The following is a 16,156-nucleotide window of genomic DNA, read 5'->3' as shown; positions in this document are numbered from 1 at the left end:
AAGGCAGCCATATGGCAGATGCAGATAAGAAGATACGCGAGTCGATTGATGAGCGAGTGTACCCCGGTGCCCCCTCTCAAGGAGCAAACGGCGGTGCCGAGACATCTGACGGAGCACCCGGAGCATCCCGGTCTCAGATCCTCGCACGAGCGGTGCTTGCGGTTTCTCTGGTACTGGTGATCGGCTCCGGGGCATACTTCGCGCTCCGTCCGAGTCCCGCGCCTGAGGTTCAGCAAGCCGGATCGGCGGTCGTTGCGGCTGATGTGGATGATGCGGATGATGCGCGTGCGGACGACGAAATGGGGTCTTCCGACGCCGACCCCGACCGGGGCGACGGGGCAAAAGCCTCGGCTTCGACGGGTGGCGGCGCCGACAAGGCGGATGGCCCGTCCGGTGGTTCCGCTGCGCCTGCCGAGGGCGCTCAGGGGCAGTCCGCTGCACATTCCGGCTCATCGGGTTCTTCCGGCTCTTCCGATGGTCAGGCCGCCGGCAAACCGGGGGCTCCCAGCGGGTCGGGATCGGGCTCATCGGGTCAGCAGGCTGCATCTCCGCAGGCCCCGGCTACGATCAGTGTGAACGTCACGGTCGACTCCTCGTCGGTGGGAGGCTCTGTTTCGGCAAATACCACGGTTGCGCTCGCGCCCTCGTCCACGGCGTATGACGCCCTGTGCGCAACTGGGTTCTCCGTCAATTCCCGCAATTCGGCCTTCGGTGTGTACGTCGCGGGTATTGGCGGCTTGTCGGAGTTCGACCATGGTGGGGGAAGCGGCTGGAAGTACAAGGTCAACGGCACGTTCCCAAATCACTCTGCGAGTGTGCACGAGCTGCACGACGGTGATAGCGTCGTATGGGTGTACGTGACGGGATAGGTTTTCGAAAGTCCCGAGCTTGGACGATGGTCCGGGCTCGGGGTATGTTTATATCGCGGGCGCGCAATTCCCCCGCACATGAAAAAAAGGCACCGACGCGAAGTCGGTGCCTTTTGCGTACGCGATGGGTGCGCTGTTGGAATTAGCGGACCTGAGCCACGTAGGCGAGGTTGGTCGAGGAGACCTTGCCCTCGAGCTGGACGGAGAGGCGGGCGTCGCCGGCGGTTGCGACGGTGAGGTCGCCCTTCTCGACGAAGCCGAGCTCCTTGGCCGTCTCGACGGCCTTCACGATAGTGCCGTTGACGGTGCCCTGGGTAATCTCGGCCTGGCGCGGAATGACGCCCCAGTACATGATCATCTGCTGGACAGCCCACTCGTGACGGGAGAACGCCAGGATGGGCATGTTCGGGCGGAAGTGGGAGATCAGGCGGGCGGTGCGGCCAGTGGTGGTGGGCACGGTGATGCACTTGGCGCCCACGGCGGTGGCCATCTGGACGGCGGACATGCCCACGACGTTGTTGACGACGCGAGTACCGGAAGCGCCCTCGGGCATGGCGAGCTCGGCGTGAACGGCCATGTGCTTCTCAGTCTCGATGGCGATGGAGGCCTGCATCTTGACGGCCTCGACCGGGTACTTACCGGCAGCGGACTCGCCGGACAGCATAACGGCGTCGGTACCGTCATAAATGGCGTTGGCGACGTCGGCAACTTCGGCGCGCGTCGGGCGCGGGTTCTGCTGCATGGAGTCGAGCATCTGCGTAGCGGTGATAACGGGCTTGTAGGCCGCGTTGCACTTGGCGATGATTTCCTTCTGGATGTGCGGAACGAGCTCGGGCTTAATCTCGATGCCCAGGTCGCCACGGGCGACCATGATGCCGTCGGAAGCCTCGAGAATCTCGTCAAAGTTCTCGACGCCCAGGGCGCACTCGATCTTCGGGAAGATCGTCACGTGCTCGCCGCCGTTCTCGCGGCACAGCTGGCGGATGTCCTCGACGGCCTTGCCGTTGCGGATGAAGGAGGCCGCGATGTAGTCGATGTTCTGGGTGAGGCCGAACAGGATGTCCTGACGGTCGCGCTCGGTGACGGCGGGCAGGGAGATGTCGACGTTGGGGATGTTGACGCCCTTGCGCTCGCCGATAAGGCCGTTGTTGAGGACGACGCAGTGCATGTCCTGGCCGTCGACGGACTCGACCTCGAGGCCGATCAGGCCGTCGTCGATCAGGATGATGGAGCCCTTCTCAGCCTCAGACGGGAGCTTCTCGTAGTCGAGGGAGATGTGGGAGGCGTTGCCGAGCCAGTCCTCGCTGGTGGGCTGGGCGGTGACGGTGATCTTGTCGCCGGCGTGGACCTCGACCTTGGCGTGGCCCTCGAGCAGGCCGGTGCGGACCTCGGGGCCCTTGGTGTCGAGCAGGATGCCGACGGGCTTACCGACCTTGGCGGCGCAGCGGCGCACACGCTCGATGCGGCCCTGATGCTCCTCATAGGAGCCATGGGAGAAGTTGAAGCGGGCGACGTTCATGCCCGCCTTCAGCATCTCGCAGATAGTCTCGTCGTTGTCACAGGCAGGGCCCATGGTACAAACGATCTTGGTGCGCTTCAGTTTCTGCTGCATTCAGACCTCCATCTGATGTCAGTGATAGGCGTTGTGGGCGAATACGTATGCAAGAGTCATTATAGGAAAACCTACGCCGCTTATCGACATGAATCAACCGTGTGCCGATTCAATTCATATTGAACTTGCTTCGAGCACTGCCTATCGTTCCGGTATGTGTGCATTGCGCCGAATCGCGTCCCCAGCTGGCATGGGGCCCGAAAGCTTGGGTACCATATCGACCATTGACAAGCCCTTGCCCAGATTCCGGGAATTATAATCGGGTGTCAGACTGTTGGATTGGGGCGCGGCGCGCCTGCGTCCCGCTTGGCATACTCCGGGAGGGGTTAGATTGAAAGAGTACTTGGCTTCGGCTGAGGAGGTTCTCGAGGAGCAGTCCACGAGTGCCGCTTCCGGCCTGACGGCCGCTGAGGCGCAGTCGCGCCTGGCGAGCGTGGGCCCGAACAAGCTTGATGAGGAAGAGAAGACTCCCATGTGGAAGCGCTTCTTCGAGCAGATGGGCGACCCGATGGTCATCATGCTGCTCGTTGCGGCCGCCATCTCCGTCATCACCGGCTTCATCCAGGGCGAGCCCGAGTGGGCGGACGCCGCCATCATCCTGTCCGTCGTCATCCTGAACTCCGTCCTCGGCGTGATCCAGGAGGCCAAGTCCGAGCAGGCCCTCGAGGCGCTGCAGGAGATGTCCGCGGCTCAGTCCAAGGTCATCCGCGACGGCAAGATGGTCCATATGGCGAGCTCCGAGCTCGTCCCCGGCGACGTGGTCCTGCTCGAGGCCGGCGACTCCGTGCCTGCGGACTGCCGCGTGATCGAGAGTGCCTCCATGAAGATCGAGGAGGCCGCCCTTACCGGCGAGTCCGTCCCGGTCGAGAAGCACGCCGACGTCATCTCCCTCGCCGAGGGCACCGACGATGTGCCGCTGGGCGACCGTAAGAACATGTGCTACATGGGCTCCACCGTCGTGTACGGCCGTGGCCGCGCCGTCGTGGTGGGCACCGGCATGAACACCGAGATGGGCAAGATCGCCTCCGCGCTCACCAGCGCCAAGAAGGAACTTACCCCGCTCCAGATGAAGCTCAACGAGCTTTCCGGCATCCTGACCAAGCTCGTGCTCGCCATCTGCGTGATCATTTTCGCCGTGGATATCGTTCGCCACTTCGGCGAGCTGGGCTCCAACCCGGCCATGATGCTCGACACCTTCATGGTCGCCGTGTCCCTGGCCGTCGCCGCCATCCCCGAGGGCCTGGTCGCCGTCGTGACCATCGTCCTCTCCATGGGCGTCACCAAGATGTCCCGTCGCCAGGCCATCATCCGCAAGATGACCGCTGTCGAGACCCTCGGCTGCACCCAGATCATCTGCTCCGATAAGACCGGCACCCTCACCCAGAACAAGATGACCGTCGTCAAGCACGAGCTCGCCGCCGACGAGGACAAGTTCCTTGCGGGCATGGCCCTGTGCTCCGACGCCAAGTACGACGCCGAGAAGGGCGAGGCCGTGGGCGAGCCCACCGAGTGCGCCCTCGTCAACGACGCCGCCAAGGCTGGCATGACCGACCTCGACTCGCAGCGTCCGCGCATCGGCGAGGCCCCGTTCGATTCCGGCCGCAAGATGATGTCCGTCGTGGTCAAGGACGTCGATGGCGACTACGAGCAGTTCACCAAGGGCGCTCCCGACGTCGTCATCGGCCTGTGCACCCATGTGTACGACAACGGCCAGGTCGTGGAGCTCACCGACGAGCGCCGCGAGCAGATTCTCGCCGCCAACAAGGCCATGGCCGACCAGGCCCTGCGCGTCCTGGCCCTTGCCAACCGCACCTACGCCGAGGCCCCGACCGACTTCTCCCCTGAGGCCCTCGAGCACGATCTGGTGTTTTGCGGCCTGTCCGGCATGATCGACCCGGTCCGCCCCGAGGTCACCGCGGCCATCGTGGAGGCCAAGGAGGCCGGTATCCGCCCGGTCATGATCACCGGCGACCACATCGATACCGCCGTCGCCATCGCCAAGGACCTGGGCATCGTCGAGGACGCTTCCCAGGCCATCACCGGCGCCGAGCTCGACAAGATCTCCGATGAGGACTTCAAGACCCGCGTCACCGAGATTTCCGTCTACGCCCGCGTCCAGCCCGAGCACAAGGCCCGCATCGTCGACGCTTGGAAGAGCCTGGGCAACATTGTCGCCATGACCGGCGACGGCGTGAACGACGCCCCGTCCATCAAGCGCGCCGACATCGGCGTGGGCATGGGTATCACCGGTACCGACGTCACCAAGAACGTCGCCGACATGGTCCTTGCCGACGATAACTTCGCCACCATCATCAACGCGGTGGAGGAAGGCCGTCGTATCTACGACAACATCCGCAAGGTCATCCAGTTCCTGCTGTCTGCCAACATCGCCGAGGTTCTCTCGGTGTTCGTGGCGACGCTGATCGGCTTCACCATCTTCCAGCCGGTCCAGCTGCTGTGGATCAACCTCATTACCGACTCCCTGCCCGCGCTCGCGCTCGGTATGGAAGAGGCCGAGGGCGACGTCATGAAGCGCAAGCCGCGTAAGGCCTCCGACGGCGTTTTCGCCGGCGGCATGGGCATCGACATCGCCTTCCAGGGCGTCATCATCACCATCCTGGTGCTCGCGTCCTTCTTCGCCGGTATGTACTTCCACAACGGCGCCATCGAGCTGTCCATGCTCACCGACGGCATCGCCGACCCGGAGGGCGTCACCATGGCCTTCATCACCCTGTCCATGGTCGAGATCTTCCACTCCTTCAACATGCGCAGCCGCCGCGCCTCCATCTTCTCCATGAAGACGCAGAACAAGTGGCTGTGGGGCGCTGCCGCTCTGGCCGTCGTGCTGACGGTCGTGCCCGTCGAGGTCGACTTCCTGGCCGAGGTCTTCGGCTTCATGACCCTCGACCCGATCGCCCTGTTCACGGCCCTCGGCTTGGCCTTCCTGATCATCCCGCTGATGGAGATCTACAAGGCCGTTATGCGCCGCGTCGAGAAGAACCAGGACTAACGCGTGGCTGACGTCTTGGATCATATTCCGAGCTTTGGGGACCTGCGTGTCGATGACACGCAGGTCTCTGCGTTTGAAGCGGCGCGCTCGGAGCTTGCGGGGACGCTCGATATCCCCCTGGAAGAGATTGAGTTGGGCGCGGTCGTGCGTCTGGACCGCGGTTTTCCCATGATCGCCACGCGCAGCGGGGTCCTGTTGCGTGCCGAGCATGCGGTGGACTTCGCCAAGGGCAAACCGGGTAAGCGCGGCAAGCGCTCGAAGCGCGCTGCCGATGCCGAGGTGGCCTCTTCTGCCGGCGTGGACGGCATGTTGCCGAGCGTGGGCGACGTCGTGGCGGTCCGCGTGACCTCCGGTCACGATATGGGCGTTATCTTGCGCGTTTTGCCCCGCCGGACGAGCTTTGAGCGCTGGCGAGGGAAAAACCGCGGAGAGCGTCAGGTGCTCGCCGCGAACGTCGACGTGATCTTCATCGTGCAGCCGCTGGGCGCCGAGCGCGATACCCTGCCGCTCATGCGCGACCGCGTCGCCCGTTCGCTTGTGCTCGCACGAGACTGCGGGGCCGACCCCGTCGTGGTGCTCACCAAGGTCGACCGTTGCGAGCCCGCCGAAGTGGCCGACGTGTGTGGCGCCCTGCGTCGCCTGGCAGGTACGGGTGTGCGCGTTATCGCGACATCCTCGCTCACCGGCGAGGGCCTGGACGAGGTCCGCTCTTGCATCCCGCAGGGGAGCGTGGGCATGATTTTGGGCGAGTCCGGTGCGGGTAAGTCAACGCTGTTGAACACCCTGCTCGGCTCCGAGGCATTGGAGACCAACGCCGTGCGCGAGCGTGATGACGCCGGTCGGCATACCACGGTCGCCCGCATCATGGTGGCCCTCCCCGAGCCTTGCGGCGTGATTGCCGATTGCCCGGGCCTTCGATCGCTGCCTTTGGTGGGCCACGAGCGCGGCCTCGCCCGGAGCTTCCCCGAAATCGTCGAGGCTTCCCGCGCCTGCCGCTTCAACGACTGCACGCACCTCCACGAGCCGGGCTGCGCCGTCCGCGAGGGTGTGGAGTGTGGTGAGATCGAACAGTCGCGTTTGGATGCGTTTCTTTCGCTCGCCCGGGAGATGAGAGTGAGCGCGCAGAGCCTCGACCCCGATATCCGCCTATAGGACAATCGTCCGTGCGGATGCGCGATAGGCTTTCCGTCGCATGGGGCGCCGCCGGAGATGGGGCAAGGGGCGTGGTTGACGCGCCGGCGACCTACGTGGTTGTGCCTTTGGCCTGGGAAACGTCGAGCGGTCCCTTGTGGCCAACGTCGTGCAACTTCAGTCGTACAACTTCATATGCCTGCTGCAACCGCCTGCCTCGTGCAGGCGGTTTGCTTTTCCACAGCCCTTTTCGGCAACGGACCGTAATCTGCCCTCATCCTGTCCGGTACGGGCAGATTGCGAACAGCTGCAAGCATAGATGACCAGGCACTTTCCCAAGTCGATCCAGGCTCCTTGCCGTGTCGCGTCGACAATCGAATCACGGCACGTGTGCGGTGCCGATTGAACTGAGGCGAGGGGGTTTGGGTGAAAAGGACCGTGAGGTTGGGGCTGAGCGCGGTGATGGGTTTGAGTGCCGCGCTGCTCGCATGGTCGGCGGTCGCCGGGGCGCATGCGGAAGCCGAGCAGGCATCGAGACGGGCGCTTGAGCGCTACGGAGGCGATGTGACGCGAGTATGCGTTGCCCTGAGGGAGATCGAGCCCGGTGACGAGATCTCCGAGGGCAATGTGAAGATCGTCGAATGGGTTTCGTCTCTCATGCCGGAGGATGCGCTGACGTCGATGGGTGATGCGTCTGGGCTAGTTGCGACGGCCCGCATTCCCGCCCACACCCCGCTCGCCAAGGCCCACTTCCTGCGTGATGAGAGGGTCGTGCAGGTGCCGCGCGGCACAGTGGCGATTTCGGTGGCAAGTGACGCGGAACACGCCGTGGGCGGCTCGCTCGCCCGTGGGGACGAGGTCGATGTCTATGTTGCAGACGCTTCGGTTGCGGATCGCCTGACGCGCGCCGAAGTGCTCGATACGAGCGTCTTGGCTGATGGCGGTGGCGATTTGAGCTGGGTGACGCTGGCGGTGGACGCGTCGGCTGTGCGTGACGTCCTGGCGGCGACCACGCGCGGTGAAGTGACCTTGGTGTTGCCGGGGGCGTCGGCATCGCGGGAGGCGGCTCGATCCGAAAGGGCGAATAACGAGGGAAGCGAAGGGTGATGGACGTTATGTGGCTGATATGGGACGGAGGCGGCGCGGCTGCGCGCGTTCGCGAGGAAGTTCGTCTGCGCTGCCCCGACGCGCGCATCGTGTGCATCGATGATGCTGATGTGCTCGTCGAGCTTGCGCACGGACTGGGTGATGGCGTTCGGATTGCGTTGGGGGCGAGTCCCGGGAACGCTTCGGACTTGCTGCACGTCATACGTGCGGTGCGAGGCGGTTCGGCGGGGCATGCGGCGCCCGCGGTGCTCGCATGTATCGACGGGATGGACGCCGGACTCGTCTCAGAGCTCTTCGATGCCGGTGCACAGGAGGTCATCGCGACGGACGCGTCGTTGGCCGGAAGCGCGGACGCGCACGGTCAAGATGCGGAAGCGGCGCACATGGATATCGGAACGGAAGTCGCGACGCGTGGCACGGTCGCGTCCGAACGCGATGACCTGGTGCCGGATGATCCATTCGTGCCCATGGGATATGGGGGCGATGAAGTCCCCCCGTGGAGTACGGAGACGTGGGATGCGCTGGATGAGCCGGATGGGGATGCCGTTGCCTGCATCGGCGACGTTGCGGAGCAGACCGGGGATATCGTCGATTTGGGAGATGTTGTCCGACGCGTGCGTGAGCGGGAAGTGGCCGATCACGGCGGTCCCCGTGCACCAGTAATCGCGGTCGTATCGGGTCAGGGCGGCGCGGGTAAGACGACGCTGGTGGCGGCAATGGCCGCCTGTGCGGCCCGCGCCGGCTTGCGGGCCGCCGTGATAGACGTTGACCTGATGTTTGGCGATTTGCCGTCGGTTCTGGGCGTCGATGCGTTCAGGGGCCTCGAGGGCATCGAAACGCACGCTATGGACGGTGAGCTCGCTGAGGAGGACATCGAATCATGCGCGATGCGCGTGGGGCCGGGGCTCACCCTGTGGGGACCACTTATCGAACCGGAACGCGCGGAGCTGTACGGGGCACCGGTCGAGCGGCTCATCATCGTCCTGCGCAAGGTCGCAGACGTGATTTTCATCGACACTTCGACGCATTGGGGCGATGCTGTCGCGGCCGTGGTTGCTCTTTGTGATCGCTGCTTAGTCGTGGGCAGTGCGGGTGCGAATGCCGGTGCGTCTGCCACCCGGGTGGTTGGACTGGCCACGCGCCTGGGCGTTCCCGCGACTCGCATGACGAGTGTGTTCAATCGCCTGGGGTCCCCGGGTTGTGCGGAAGAGGATGCGTTGCGTTTCGAGATGGGGGCATCACTTGCGTCTCGTGCCCGTATTTCCTTTGGGGGCGAGGAGGTTGCCGGGCTCATCGGGTTCGGTCGATTGGATTCGCTTGTGGCTGGTGAGGGGCCGTTTTCCCATGATGTGCGCGATTTGACGGCGCGGGTGCTGACCGAACTCGGGTGTTCCTTCGATGAGAGACTCATGGGACCGGCCCCTGATGATCATGAGCGGAGGCCGCGTTTCAGGCTTCCGTGGCGGCGCAAGGCCGGTGAGCATCGATGAGCGTATACGGGCGCATGCGTGCTCGAGGCGGGGGTGTCTCCTCCGGTCGCGGCGCGGCTTCGGTGGGGGCTCGTGCACGATCGGTCGGCGGCGTGATGTCCGAGGCGCGGGTGCGGGCGAAGCATGCGGTTATGGAGCGGGTGGGCTATGTCGAGGTTGCGCGCATCGTGCGTGCCGGGTCGGCTGCACAGGCGCGGATGGAGTTGCGCCCCGCACTCGAGGCGGCTCTGAATGCCGACGTGTCGCTCGGGTTGGGTTTCGACGAGCGGAATGCGCTCATCGCCGATGTGCTTGACGACATGACCGGCTTGGGGCCTCTGCAGGCGCTGCTCGAGGACGATTCGGTAACCGAAATCATGGTCAACGGTCTCGACCGGACGTATATCGAGCGAGGGGGCGTGCTCTGCCCGCTGGGCAGGATATTCGAATCTGAGGAGCAGATCAGGATCACCATCGACCGCATCATCTCTCCGTTGGGACGTCGAGTCGATGAGCGGAGCCCGATGGTCAACGCCCGTCTGCCCAACGGGTTTCGCGTGAACGCGGTTATCCCGCCCATAGCCATTGATGGGCCCACGATGACGATTCGCAAGTTTTCCGACCGCATTAGCACGCTGGCGCATCTGGTCGATTTGGGGTCGATCCCGGATTGGTACGCGCATCTGTTGGGATATGCGGTGCGGTGCAGGATGGATTTGGCGGTGGCGGGCGGAACGGGCTCGGGCAAGACGACGCTGCTCAACGCATTGTCGTGCGAAATATCGCAAGCGGAGCGAATCGTGACGATCGAGGATTCCGCCGAGCTCAAGTTCTCCCGGCATCCGCATGTCGTGCGGCTCGAAGCGCGCGAGGCGTCGATCGAGGGGGCGGGTGAGGTGGCAATTCACGATCTGGTGGTAAACGCCTTGCGCATGCGCCCCGATCGGATCGTGGTGGGCGAGGTGCGCAATCGGGAGGCGATCGACATGCTCGAGGCGATGAGCACAGGTCACGATGGGTCGCTTACCACTTTGCATGCGGGAAGCGCACAAGAGGCGATTGTGCGACTCACATTGCTCGCCCGTTACGGAATCGACCTGCAGAGCGAGTTGATTGAGGAGCAGATCGCGATGGCCTTGGACGGCGTGGTCATGTCGGTGAGGAAGCCGGGCGGTAGGCGGTTCGTCTCATCATTCACCGGTGTGTCGCGCGCGGAGGGCGGTGGTGTGGCATTGACCGAGTACGTGTCGTTCGATCCGGCGAAGGAGGCATGGACCTTGATTGACGAGCCCCCGTTTATCGAGGAGGCGGTTCGGTCGGGCTTGCTCGATGAGGGGGAGGTGCGGGAATGGAGGTCGTCATGTCGGTCGGCATCGGCCTGCTAAGCGCCGCGAGCTCCCTGCTGATTCTCTCTGGTGATGGGGAGCTCAGAAGTGATTGGGATGAGCTCAGGTGCACCCGAGACCGGGCGGTCACACGGGCGCGCGGTATGAGGGCCTCGATTGCTAGACGCGCGGAAGAGCGCGGGCTAGCTCTGCCCGGTTCGCGCAAGAAGCGAGAGCGATTGGAGGGCGCGATGGTCGAGGCGTTCGGAGCGCTTGCTGCGTCCATGGCATCGGGGCTCTCGCTTGCGCAGGCGATGCGGTACGTGGGCTCTCATGCGCAAGAACCCGTTCGCACGGAGTTCTTGCGTGCCGAGGCCCAAGTCGCGTGTGGTGCCGGGATGACCGAGGCGCTTGACGAGTTGGTTGAGCGTCTTCACGCGCCGGGATTGGATTTCGTGACGCTTGCACTCAAGGTTTCGCGGCGCACGGGCGCACCGCTGTCTGATGTTCTCGGGGAGGCGGCGCGTTTGGTGAGGGAGCGTGTGGAGCTGCGTCGAAAGCTGGATGTGAGGACGGCCCAGGTGCGCATGTCTGCGCGATTGGTGGCGGGGATGCCCGTTGCCATGGTCGCGTTCCTCGCGGCGGCCTCATCCGATTTCAGGGAGGGGATTGCGACGGTTCCCGGTGCGGCCTCGATAGCGGTCGCCCTTCTTTTGGATGGAATTGCCTGGTCGATCATCAAGGTGGTCATGAGGTCTATTTGCTGAGGGATGGATGCAAGGGGAGTGTGTTGATGGAGTTTGCTGAGTTGGTGGAAATATGGGTTGCGGATACGCCTGACGCCGTGATTGCGGTGATCGGCCCCGGCGTGTTGTGTGGGCTTGCGGCGTGGTTGGGGTCGGAGGACGGGGCACTCGAGATGGCTCGCGCATGCTGTGCCCACGTGCGTGTCGTTGGGGGATTGGTATTTCGGAAGATGCGTGCTCTCGCTCTCGAGATACTGTGCCCGCGGAGCCGAGGGATCGGCATGGGCGAGGTGGCGGAGATGACGGACATCGTGAGGCTTGGGTTGAGCGCGGGCCTGTCTTTCGATGCGTCGCTCTCCCTGTATTGCGAGGGACGGTCGGGTGAACTCGCCCAGCTGATGGAGAAGGCGCTGTTTTGTTGGCAGGTGGGAGTGACTTCGAGGGACGAGGCCCTCGACCGCGTTGCGCAGGATGCCGGGGTGCGTGCGCTCGGATCGTTTGCCGCCGCGGTGTCCCAGGCACTTGAGCTCGGCGCTCCGCTTGCGGAGACCCTGGAGGGCCAGGGACGTGAAATGCGCGCTGCGCACCGGGCGCACGTAGAGCGCGAGATCGAGCGCGCGCCCGTGAAGCTGCTCATTCCGACGGGCACATTGATTCTGCCCGCATTGTTGTTGTCGATAGTCGGCCCGCTGCTCGCGGCTGCCGACATGGTGTGAAGGAGGATGCCATGGTCAAGCTCGCGGTATTTGTTGAGGAAGCGCTGAGGGAGGCGCGGGAGGCGGCTCTCGGCATTGCGGCTGCGTGCCCGCTGCTGTCCTATGGCCCGATGCGGACCGTCTCTGGTGACAGGCCGGTCCGCCAGATCCTGCGCGAGGAGAGCGGCCAGGGTACGACCGAGTACGCAATCCTCGTCGGAGTGCTGGTGGTGATAGCGATTCTGGCGATTGTGGCGTTTCGAGACAAGGTCAGCTCGTTGTGGGAGGCGATTTCACAGGGGATCAACAGCCTGTGAGGGGGAGACGCGTGGACTGGCGCCTGGCGGCGCTTCCTTTGGCGCTCACAGTGCTTTCGACCGCTTTTGTGTTCGCGACGCAGTGCGTGGTGAGCGAACGCGGGCGTTTGGAATCTGCAGAGGAGCGGGGATCTCTTCGCGATGCGGTTGCCGAGGACGCTCGCGCAAATGCGGGGAGTTCGGTTGAGGTGGCGATGGATGGCCTGATGACGGGTTTGGGCCCAGTGATGTCCGGACATGTGCGAGCCAGTTCTCTCGGTGGGTTTTTGGACGATCTCCACGCATGGCAGAAGGACGCGGTGCGCATGGGCGATGGGCCTTGCGCGTCGGTGGAGTTTGAGGAACGCGCCTCGCTGCCTGCACTTGCGGAGGACGTCCTCAAGGCATATGCGCACGCGAGGACAGCTTCCCTTGTTGCGAGCGGCTATTTGGACCTGAAGGGGAACGTGTGGGGAGCGGTGCTGAGGGAAGGGACGACGTGGTGCGATGTGCTGCTGGTCACTACGGAGGACGATGCGGTCAGTCGCGTTCGGGTGACGCGCGTGTTGCCCGAGCGTTGATGCCGAGCGTGCGAGGCATCGTCAGAGAAAGAGCCGCACAGGGGACGGTGGAGTATGCATTGACGGTGCTCGCCCTGCTCGCCCTGATTTTGGGTATGGCGGCGTTATGGAGAGTGGCTGAACGGGGGTGGCTTGCCGACGCCGCCGTAAAGGCGGCATCGCATGGACTCGAAGGGGATGGCTATGTCGATATCGCACTGTATTGAGCTGTTCTTGGAATCTCGGGCACAGGCGACGGTCGAGGGCGCATTGGTGTTCCCGGCTTTACTCACGTTGCTGTTGCTGGCGTTGCAGCCGGTGTGCCTGTTGTATACGCGTTCCGTTATGGAGTCCGCCGCATCTGAGACGGCCCGGCTCATGGTTTCGGGCTCGGATGAGGTGGAGGTGTACGAACGCTTTGCATACAGGCGCCTGGCTGCTGTGCCGGATTTGGCGATCTTTCATGCAGGGGGACCGCGTTCTTGGGATATCGAGTGCGTTCCGGCTTTGAGCACGGGCGGTTCGGTTGAAGTCGCAATCGTCGGGCATGTGACTCCGCTTCCCGTGATCGGGGCGTTTGCCCGCGCGTTTGGGGAGCGGGAGGATCATGGCGATGTGCGGATGGAGGTGCGCGTTGCGTATGAGGGAAGGCCCTCGTGGGTTGAGGGCGATTATGCGGACTGGATTTCGGTGTGGGAATAGGTGGCGGCGAGGGCGTTGTGGAGCCGGGATCCTTCCTCCTCCAGGGAAAAGAGTGGGAATGGACTTGTTTATCGAGGACGGCGCCTATACGACTGTGGCGTCCGCCTGTGCGATGCTCGTGGTTCTTTCCCTACTCTTTTCATCGTCTTTGGCGATATGGAGCGCATCTCGGGCGGGCGATGTCCAGGTTGGTGCCGACGCGACCGCGTTGGCCGGAGAGAACGTTGTGAGCTCTTATCACACCGCGGCGACGGTTCTGGACGCATGTGCGCTGAGCTTGGGGCTCGCCGGGTTCACGATGACGGGAGCGGGGATGGTTGGGCTGTTTGTTCCGGGCGGACAGGGGCTCGCTCGGGAGACGCTGGATGCCGCCATGCGCGTGTTCGATATGCGGGATTCCTTCATATCGTCGGCCTCGAGCGGGTTGAAGCGGGTCGAGGGGTCGCTGCCGTTTTTAATCGCGGCGAATGCCGCGCGTGCCTGCGATGCACAAGGATCGGAAAGCGTTGGGTATCGAGGCACCGCCTTTGCGGTTCCGACCACGTCCGCATCGGAGTTTCCGGCGATGGAGGGGGAGGGGATCGACACAGAGGGCCTGGAGCAGGCGTGCGGCGGCCTCGAGGAAACGGCAGCCGAGCTCGAACGAATCTCGGAGGAGGCTGCGACAAGGAAGGAAGAGGCGTGGCTTGCAGATTGCGGCGCTCCTGGACGAAACATGCAGGAGCGCGCGGGGAGCCTTTCAGGGTTGTCGGCTGCCGAGAATCCCGATTTCGCCTCGAGCATCACGTGGAATCCCGAGTGTGCGCTAGCGCGCGCCCGTGCTTATTACCGTTGGAGGTGCGAGAACGATAAGCCCGAGGGAAGCAGCGTGGAGGCGCGTGCGGATGCGGCGGCCCGTCGCGCATTCTATCGATATGCGCTCGGGCATCTCGACGGCGCCCGCGTGGTTGACGACGGGGGGGAGGCGTACACCACGCTCGAATTTCTGCCGCGCAATAGCGATGACGTGAGGGGGACGTTGCTTTACACCGAGGAGGCATGGCCGACGAGCATGGAAGAGCACGGGAGAACGTTGCACTTCGATGAATCGTGTCCAGGCGCTCGAGGGGCTCTTAGGGCGCCCGCCTCTCTCGCCTCACTGGACAATGGGGCGATTTTGGAGTGCCCGACGTGCTGTTTCGGGGTCGATGATCTTGGCCGGGCGCCTGCCGCGTCGACGTCGATCGACAACGGGTTCGAATATCACCTGCGGGCGTTTACGAAGGCACTCCGGGAATATCTCGAAGCGAAGGGTCGCCAAAATGAGGCCGAGGCGGCTGCGCGTGGGGATGCCGAGCGGGCGGCAGATGCATTCGATCGGGCCATGGCGACGCTTGAGGGGAAGCGCCCACGCATTGCACCCCCGGGCCGTTTCGGGTGCGTCTCCTTCGTATTGTCTTCGGAGTATGCGACGCCCGATGCGCTTGAGACATCGTTTGCCGCCAGTCCTGATGTATCACGGCGAGGTGCCATGGCGGCTGCGGTTCTCGCTCCGGATGGGATCTCCGAAGGCGGTGGCGTACTGTCCGGGTTCTTCTCGTCGCTTCAAGAGCGTGTTGGATCCGACGGAGTGGTCGGACTGATGGACGGGGTTCTGGACCTGTGGGGAAAGTTGCTGGTTTCTTATGGGGACGCTGGTCGGGGGCTGGAAGAGGCATTTGACGAGCTCATGCGAGGCCTTGATAGCCAGGGGCTGGGTTCTGTTGGGAGCTGGCTGGGCGATCGGTTGACGGGCGTGGTGCGTGCACTTGACATGCAGCCGGTTGACATGCGACCTCGCAAGCCGGTCCTTGTTGACAGCTCAGACGTGCTCGCACGCTCCGATGTGCCGGCCCTGGTGGATGGTCAGACCGCATTGCGCGAGCTGTCGAAGGTCGATCTCGATTTCGAAGGAATGGCACGGGCTGTTGGCTATGACCTGGGGGAGCGGATGACCTCGCTTGAAATCATCTTGGCCGAAGTGCGGCTGCCAAGCGGAAGGGTCGTGCCCATTACGCTGCGGGTACGCGATCTGTTGGAAGGAAGGGGGATGGGGAATGTCGGCACGGAAGGGGGTCGTGTGCGAAGAAGGGGCCCAGGCGACAGTTGAGCTTGCGGTGGTGGCGCCGGTTCTTGTCGTGTTGGCGTTGATCTCCTACAACATGATGGTCTTCGTATCCGCAACGGCGAGATTTGACCGCGTGGCTCCCGATATCGTCTTGGCGCACGGAAGCTCTCCGCCGGCATCTGAATCCGATGCGGGGGCAGGGACGTGGGGTGTGGCCGATGCCGTGGCAGGGGAGCTGGAGCGTGCGATGGAAGGCTATGAGGTGGAGATCGAGGTGGAGGTTTCCGAGGGAGGCCGGGGTGGGCTCGATGGCTCAGGGGTACTCGGGCTTGTGGGCCCGCTGAGAGACGTTACCTGCGTGATGCGATACCGACCATGGCCTCAGGGGTGGTCGATTGCGGGTGTCGAACTCGGTGCACCGCTATTCATGGAGCATGAGCGGTGCGTGACGATCGATCCGTGGCGTTCGGGGGTGATTGTGTGATGGTGCCGATGGATGTGGGCTCATTCGACTTCCATGCGGTGGAGAGGGCAATCGAGGCGCTGGG

14 protein-coding genes are annotated in these 16,156 nt (G+C 63.9%); 13 read left to right on the top strand and 1 reads right to left on the bottom strand.

Features of this window, described 5'->3' with window-relative positions; genetic code table 11:
• Positions 1 to 11 precede the first annotated feature (11 nt).
• Positions 12 to 869: a DUF4430 domain-containing protein gene (locus tag AOBCEHNH_RS07800; protein WP_152063819.1), complete on the top strand. Its 858-nt coding sequence runs from the start codon at positions 12 to 14 to the stop codon at positions 867 to 869.
• Positions 870 to 1,011: 142 nt separating this feature from the next.
• Here the strand turns inward: AOBCEHNH_RS07800 and pyk are convergent, their stop codons facing one another.
• Entirely contained in the window at positions 1,012 to 2,481 is a 1,470-nt protein-coding gene (pyk, locus tag AOBCEHNH_RS07795) for a pyruvate kinase (RefSeq protein WP_152063818.1), read from the bottom strand.
• 331 nt (positions 2,482 to 2,812) lie between these two features.
• On the opposite strand from pyk, the gene AOBCEHNH_RS07790 reads away from it, so the two are divergent.
• From AOBCEHNH_RS07790 to AOBCEHNH_RS07735, 12 genes are all read left to right on the top strand, one after another.
• Complete coding sequence (locus AOBCEHNH_RS07790) at positions 2,813 to 5,491, top strand: cation-translocating P-type ATPase (protein ID WP_006723721.1); 2,679 nt, start codon at positions 2,813 to 2,815, stop codon at positions 5,489 to 5,491.
• Positions 5,492 to 5,494: 3 nt separating this feature from the next.
• Positions 5,495 to 6,643: a ribosome small subunit-dependent GTPase A gene (rsgA, locus tag AOBCEHNH_RS07785; RefSeq protein ID WP_152063817.1), complete on the top strand. Its 1,149-nt coding sequence runs from the start codon at positions 5,495 to 5,497 to the stop codon at positions 6,641 to 6,643.
• Between the two features lie 405 nt (positions 6,644 to 7,048).
• Positions 7,049 to 7,729 carry an SAF domain-containing protein gene (locus AOBCEHNH_RS07780; RefSeq protein WP_152063816.1) on the top strand — a complete coding sequence of 227 codons (681 nt, stop codon included), beginning with the start codon at positions 7,049 to 7,051 and terminating at the stop codon, positions 7,727 to 7,729.
• An 8-nt stretch (positions 7,730 to 7,737) separates the two neighbouring features.
• The gene (locus AOBCEHNH_RS07775; RefSeq protein WP_193221229.1) at positions 7,738 to 9,219 is read left to right on the top strand and encodes a nucleotide-binding protein; all 1,482 of its coding nucleotides are present in this window, start codon (positions 7,738 to 7,740) and stop codon (positions 9,217 to 9,219) included.
• A complete protein-coding gene (locus AOBCEHNH_RS07770) occupies positions 9,216 to 10,583 on the top strand; it encodes a TadA family conjugal transfer-associated ATPase (RefSeq protein ID WP_039910689.1) in 1,368 nt (455 codons plus the stop codon). Before AOBCEHNH_RS07775 ends, AOBCEHNH_RS07770 begins: the two co-directional genes overlap by 4 nt.
• Positions 10,547 to 11,290 carry a type II secretion system F family protein gene (locus AOBCEHNH_RS07765; protein WP_152063814.1) on the top strand — a complete coding sequence of 248 codons (744 nt, stop codon included), beginning with the start codon at positions 10,547 to 10,549 and terminating at the stop codon, positions 11,288 to 11,290. The genes AOBCEHNH_RS07770 and AOBCEHNH_RS07765 overlap by 37 nt, the downstream gene beginning before the upstream one ends.
• 260 nt (positions 11,291 to 11,550) lie before the next feature.
• On the top strand, positions 11,551 to 11,985 hold the full coding sequence (locus tag AOBCEHNH_RS07760) for a type II secretion system F family protein (RefSeq protein WP_226803360.1): 435 nt from the start codon (positions 11,551 to 11,553) through the stop codon (positions 11,983 to 11,985).
• Between the two features lie 110 nt (positions 11,986 to 12,095).
• The gene (locus tag AOBCEHNH_RS07755) at positions 12,096 to 12,281 is read left to right on the top strand and encodes a Flp family type IVb pilin (protein ID WP_152063857.1); all 186 of its coding nucleotides are present in this window, start codon (positions 12,096 to 12,098) and stop codon (positions 12,279 to 12,281) included.
• An 11-nt stretch (positions 12,282 to 12,292) separates the two neighbouring features.
• Positions 12,293 to 12,841, top strand: coding sequence for a hypothetical protein (locus AOBCEHNH_RS07750; protein ID WP_152063813.1), 549 nt, complete (start codon positions 12,293 to 12,295; stop codon positions 12,839 to 12,841).
• A 183-nt stretch (positions 12,842 to 13,024) separates the two neighbouring features.
• Complete coding sequence (locus AOBCEHNH_RS07745) at positions 13,025 to 13,522, top strand: TadE/TadG family type IV pilus assembly protein (protein ID WP_039910749.1); 498 nt, start codon at positions 13,025 to 13,027, stop codon at positions 13,520 to 13,522.
• Positions 13,523 to 13,580: 58 nt separating this feature from the next.
• Entirely contained in the window at positions 13,581 to 15,650 is a 2,070-nt protein-coding gene (locus tag AOBCEHNH_RS07740; RefSeq protein ID WP_152063812.1) for a hypothetical protein, read from the top strand.
• Positions 15,598 to 16,092 (top strand): hypothetical protein, encoded by a 495-nt coding sequence (locus AOBCEHNH_RS07735; protein ID WP_006723709.1) that lies wholly within the window; start codon positions 15,598 to 15,600, stop codon positions 16,090 to 16,092. Before AOBCEHNH_RS07740 ends, AOBCEHNH_RS07735 begins: the two co-directional genes overlap by 53 nt.
• Positions 16,093 to 16,156: the final 64 nt, after the last annotated feature.

It is taken from the genome of Collinsella intestinalis, from assembly GCF_902501455.1.
GTDB classification, from domain to species: domain Bacteria; phylum Actinomycetota; class Coriobacteriia; order Coriobacteriales; family Coriobacteriaceae; genus Collinsella; species Collinsella intestinalis.
This window is presented reverse-complemented; position numbering and strand designations above follow the sequence as displayed.

Bases quoted from the DNA above. Each gene is read 5' to 3' on its own strand.
- AOBCEHNH_RS07745 (WP_039910749.1), top strand. From the start codon at position 13,025: ATGTCGATATCGCACTGTATTGAGCTGTTCTTGGAATCTCGGGCACAG.
- AOBCEHNH_RS07740 (WP_152063812.1), top strand. From the start codon at position 13,581: ATGGACTTGTTTATCGAGGACGGCGCCTATACGACTGTGGCGTCCGCC.
- AOBCEHNH_RS07755 (WP_152063857.1), top strand. From the start codon at position 12,096: ATGCGGACCGTCTCTGGTGACAGGCCGGTCCGCCAGATCCTGCGCGAG.
- AOBCEHNH_RS07775 (WP_193221229.1), top strand. From the start codon at position 7,738: ATGTGGCTGATATGGGACGGAGGCGGCGCGGCTGCGCGCGTTCGCGAG.
- AOBCEHNH_RS07770 (WP_039910689.1), top strand. From the start codon at position 9,216: ATGAGCGTATACGGGCGCATGCGTGCTCGAGGCGGGGGTGTCTCCTCC.
- AOBCEHNH_RS07800 (WP_152063819.1), top strand. From the start codon at position 12: ATGGCAGATGCAGATAAGAAGATACGCGAGTCGATTGATGAGCGAGTG.
- AOBCEHNH_RS07765 (WP_152063814.1), top strand. From the start codon at position 10,547: ATGGAGGTCGTCATGTCGGTCGGCATCGGCCTGCTAAGCGCCGCGAGC.
- AOBCEHNH_RS07735 (WP_006723709.1), top strand. From the start codon at position 15,598: ATGTCGGCACGGAAGGGGGTCGTGTGCGAAGAAGGGGCCCAGGCGACA.
- AOBCEHNH_RS07760 (WP_226803360.1), top strand. From the start codon at position 11,551: ATGGGCGAGGTGGCGGAGATGACGGACATCGTGAGGCTTGGGTTGAGC.
- pyk (WP_152063818.1), bottom strand. From the start codon at position 2,481: ATGCAGCAGAAACTGAAGCGCACCAAGATCGTTTGTACCATGGGCCCT.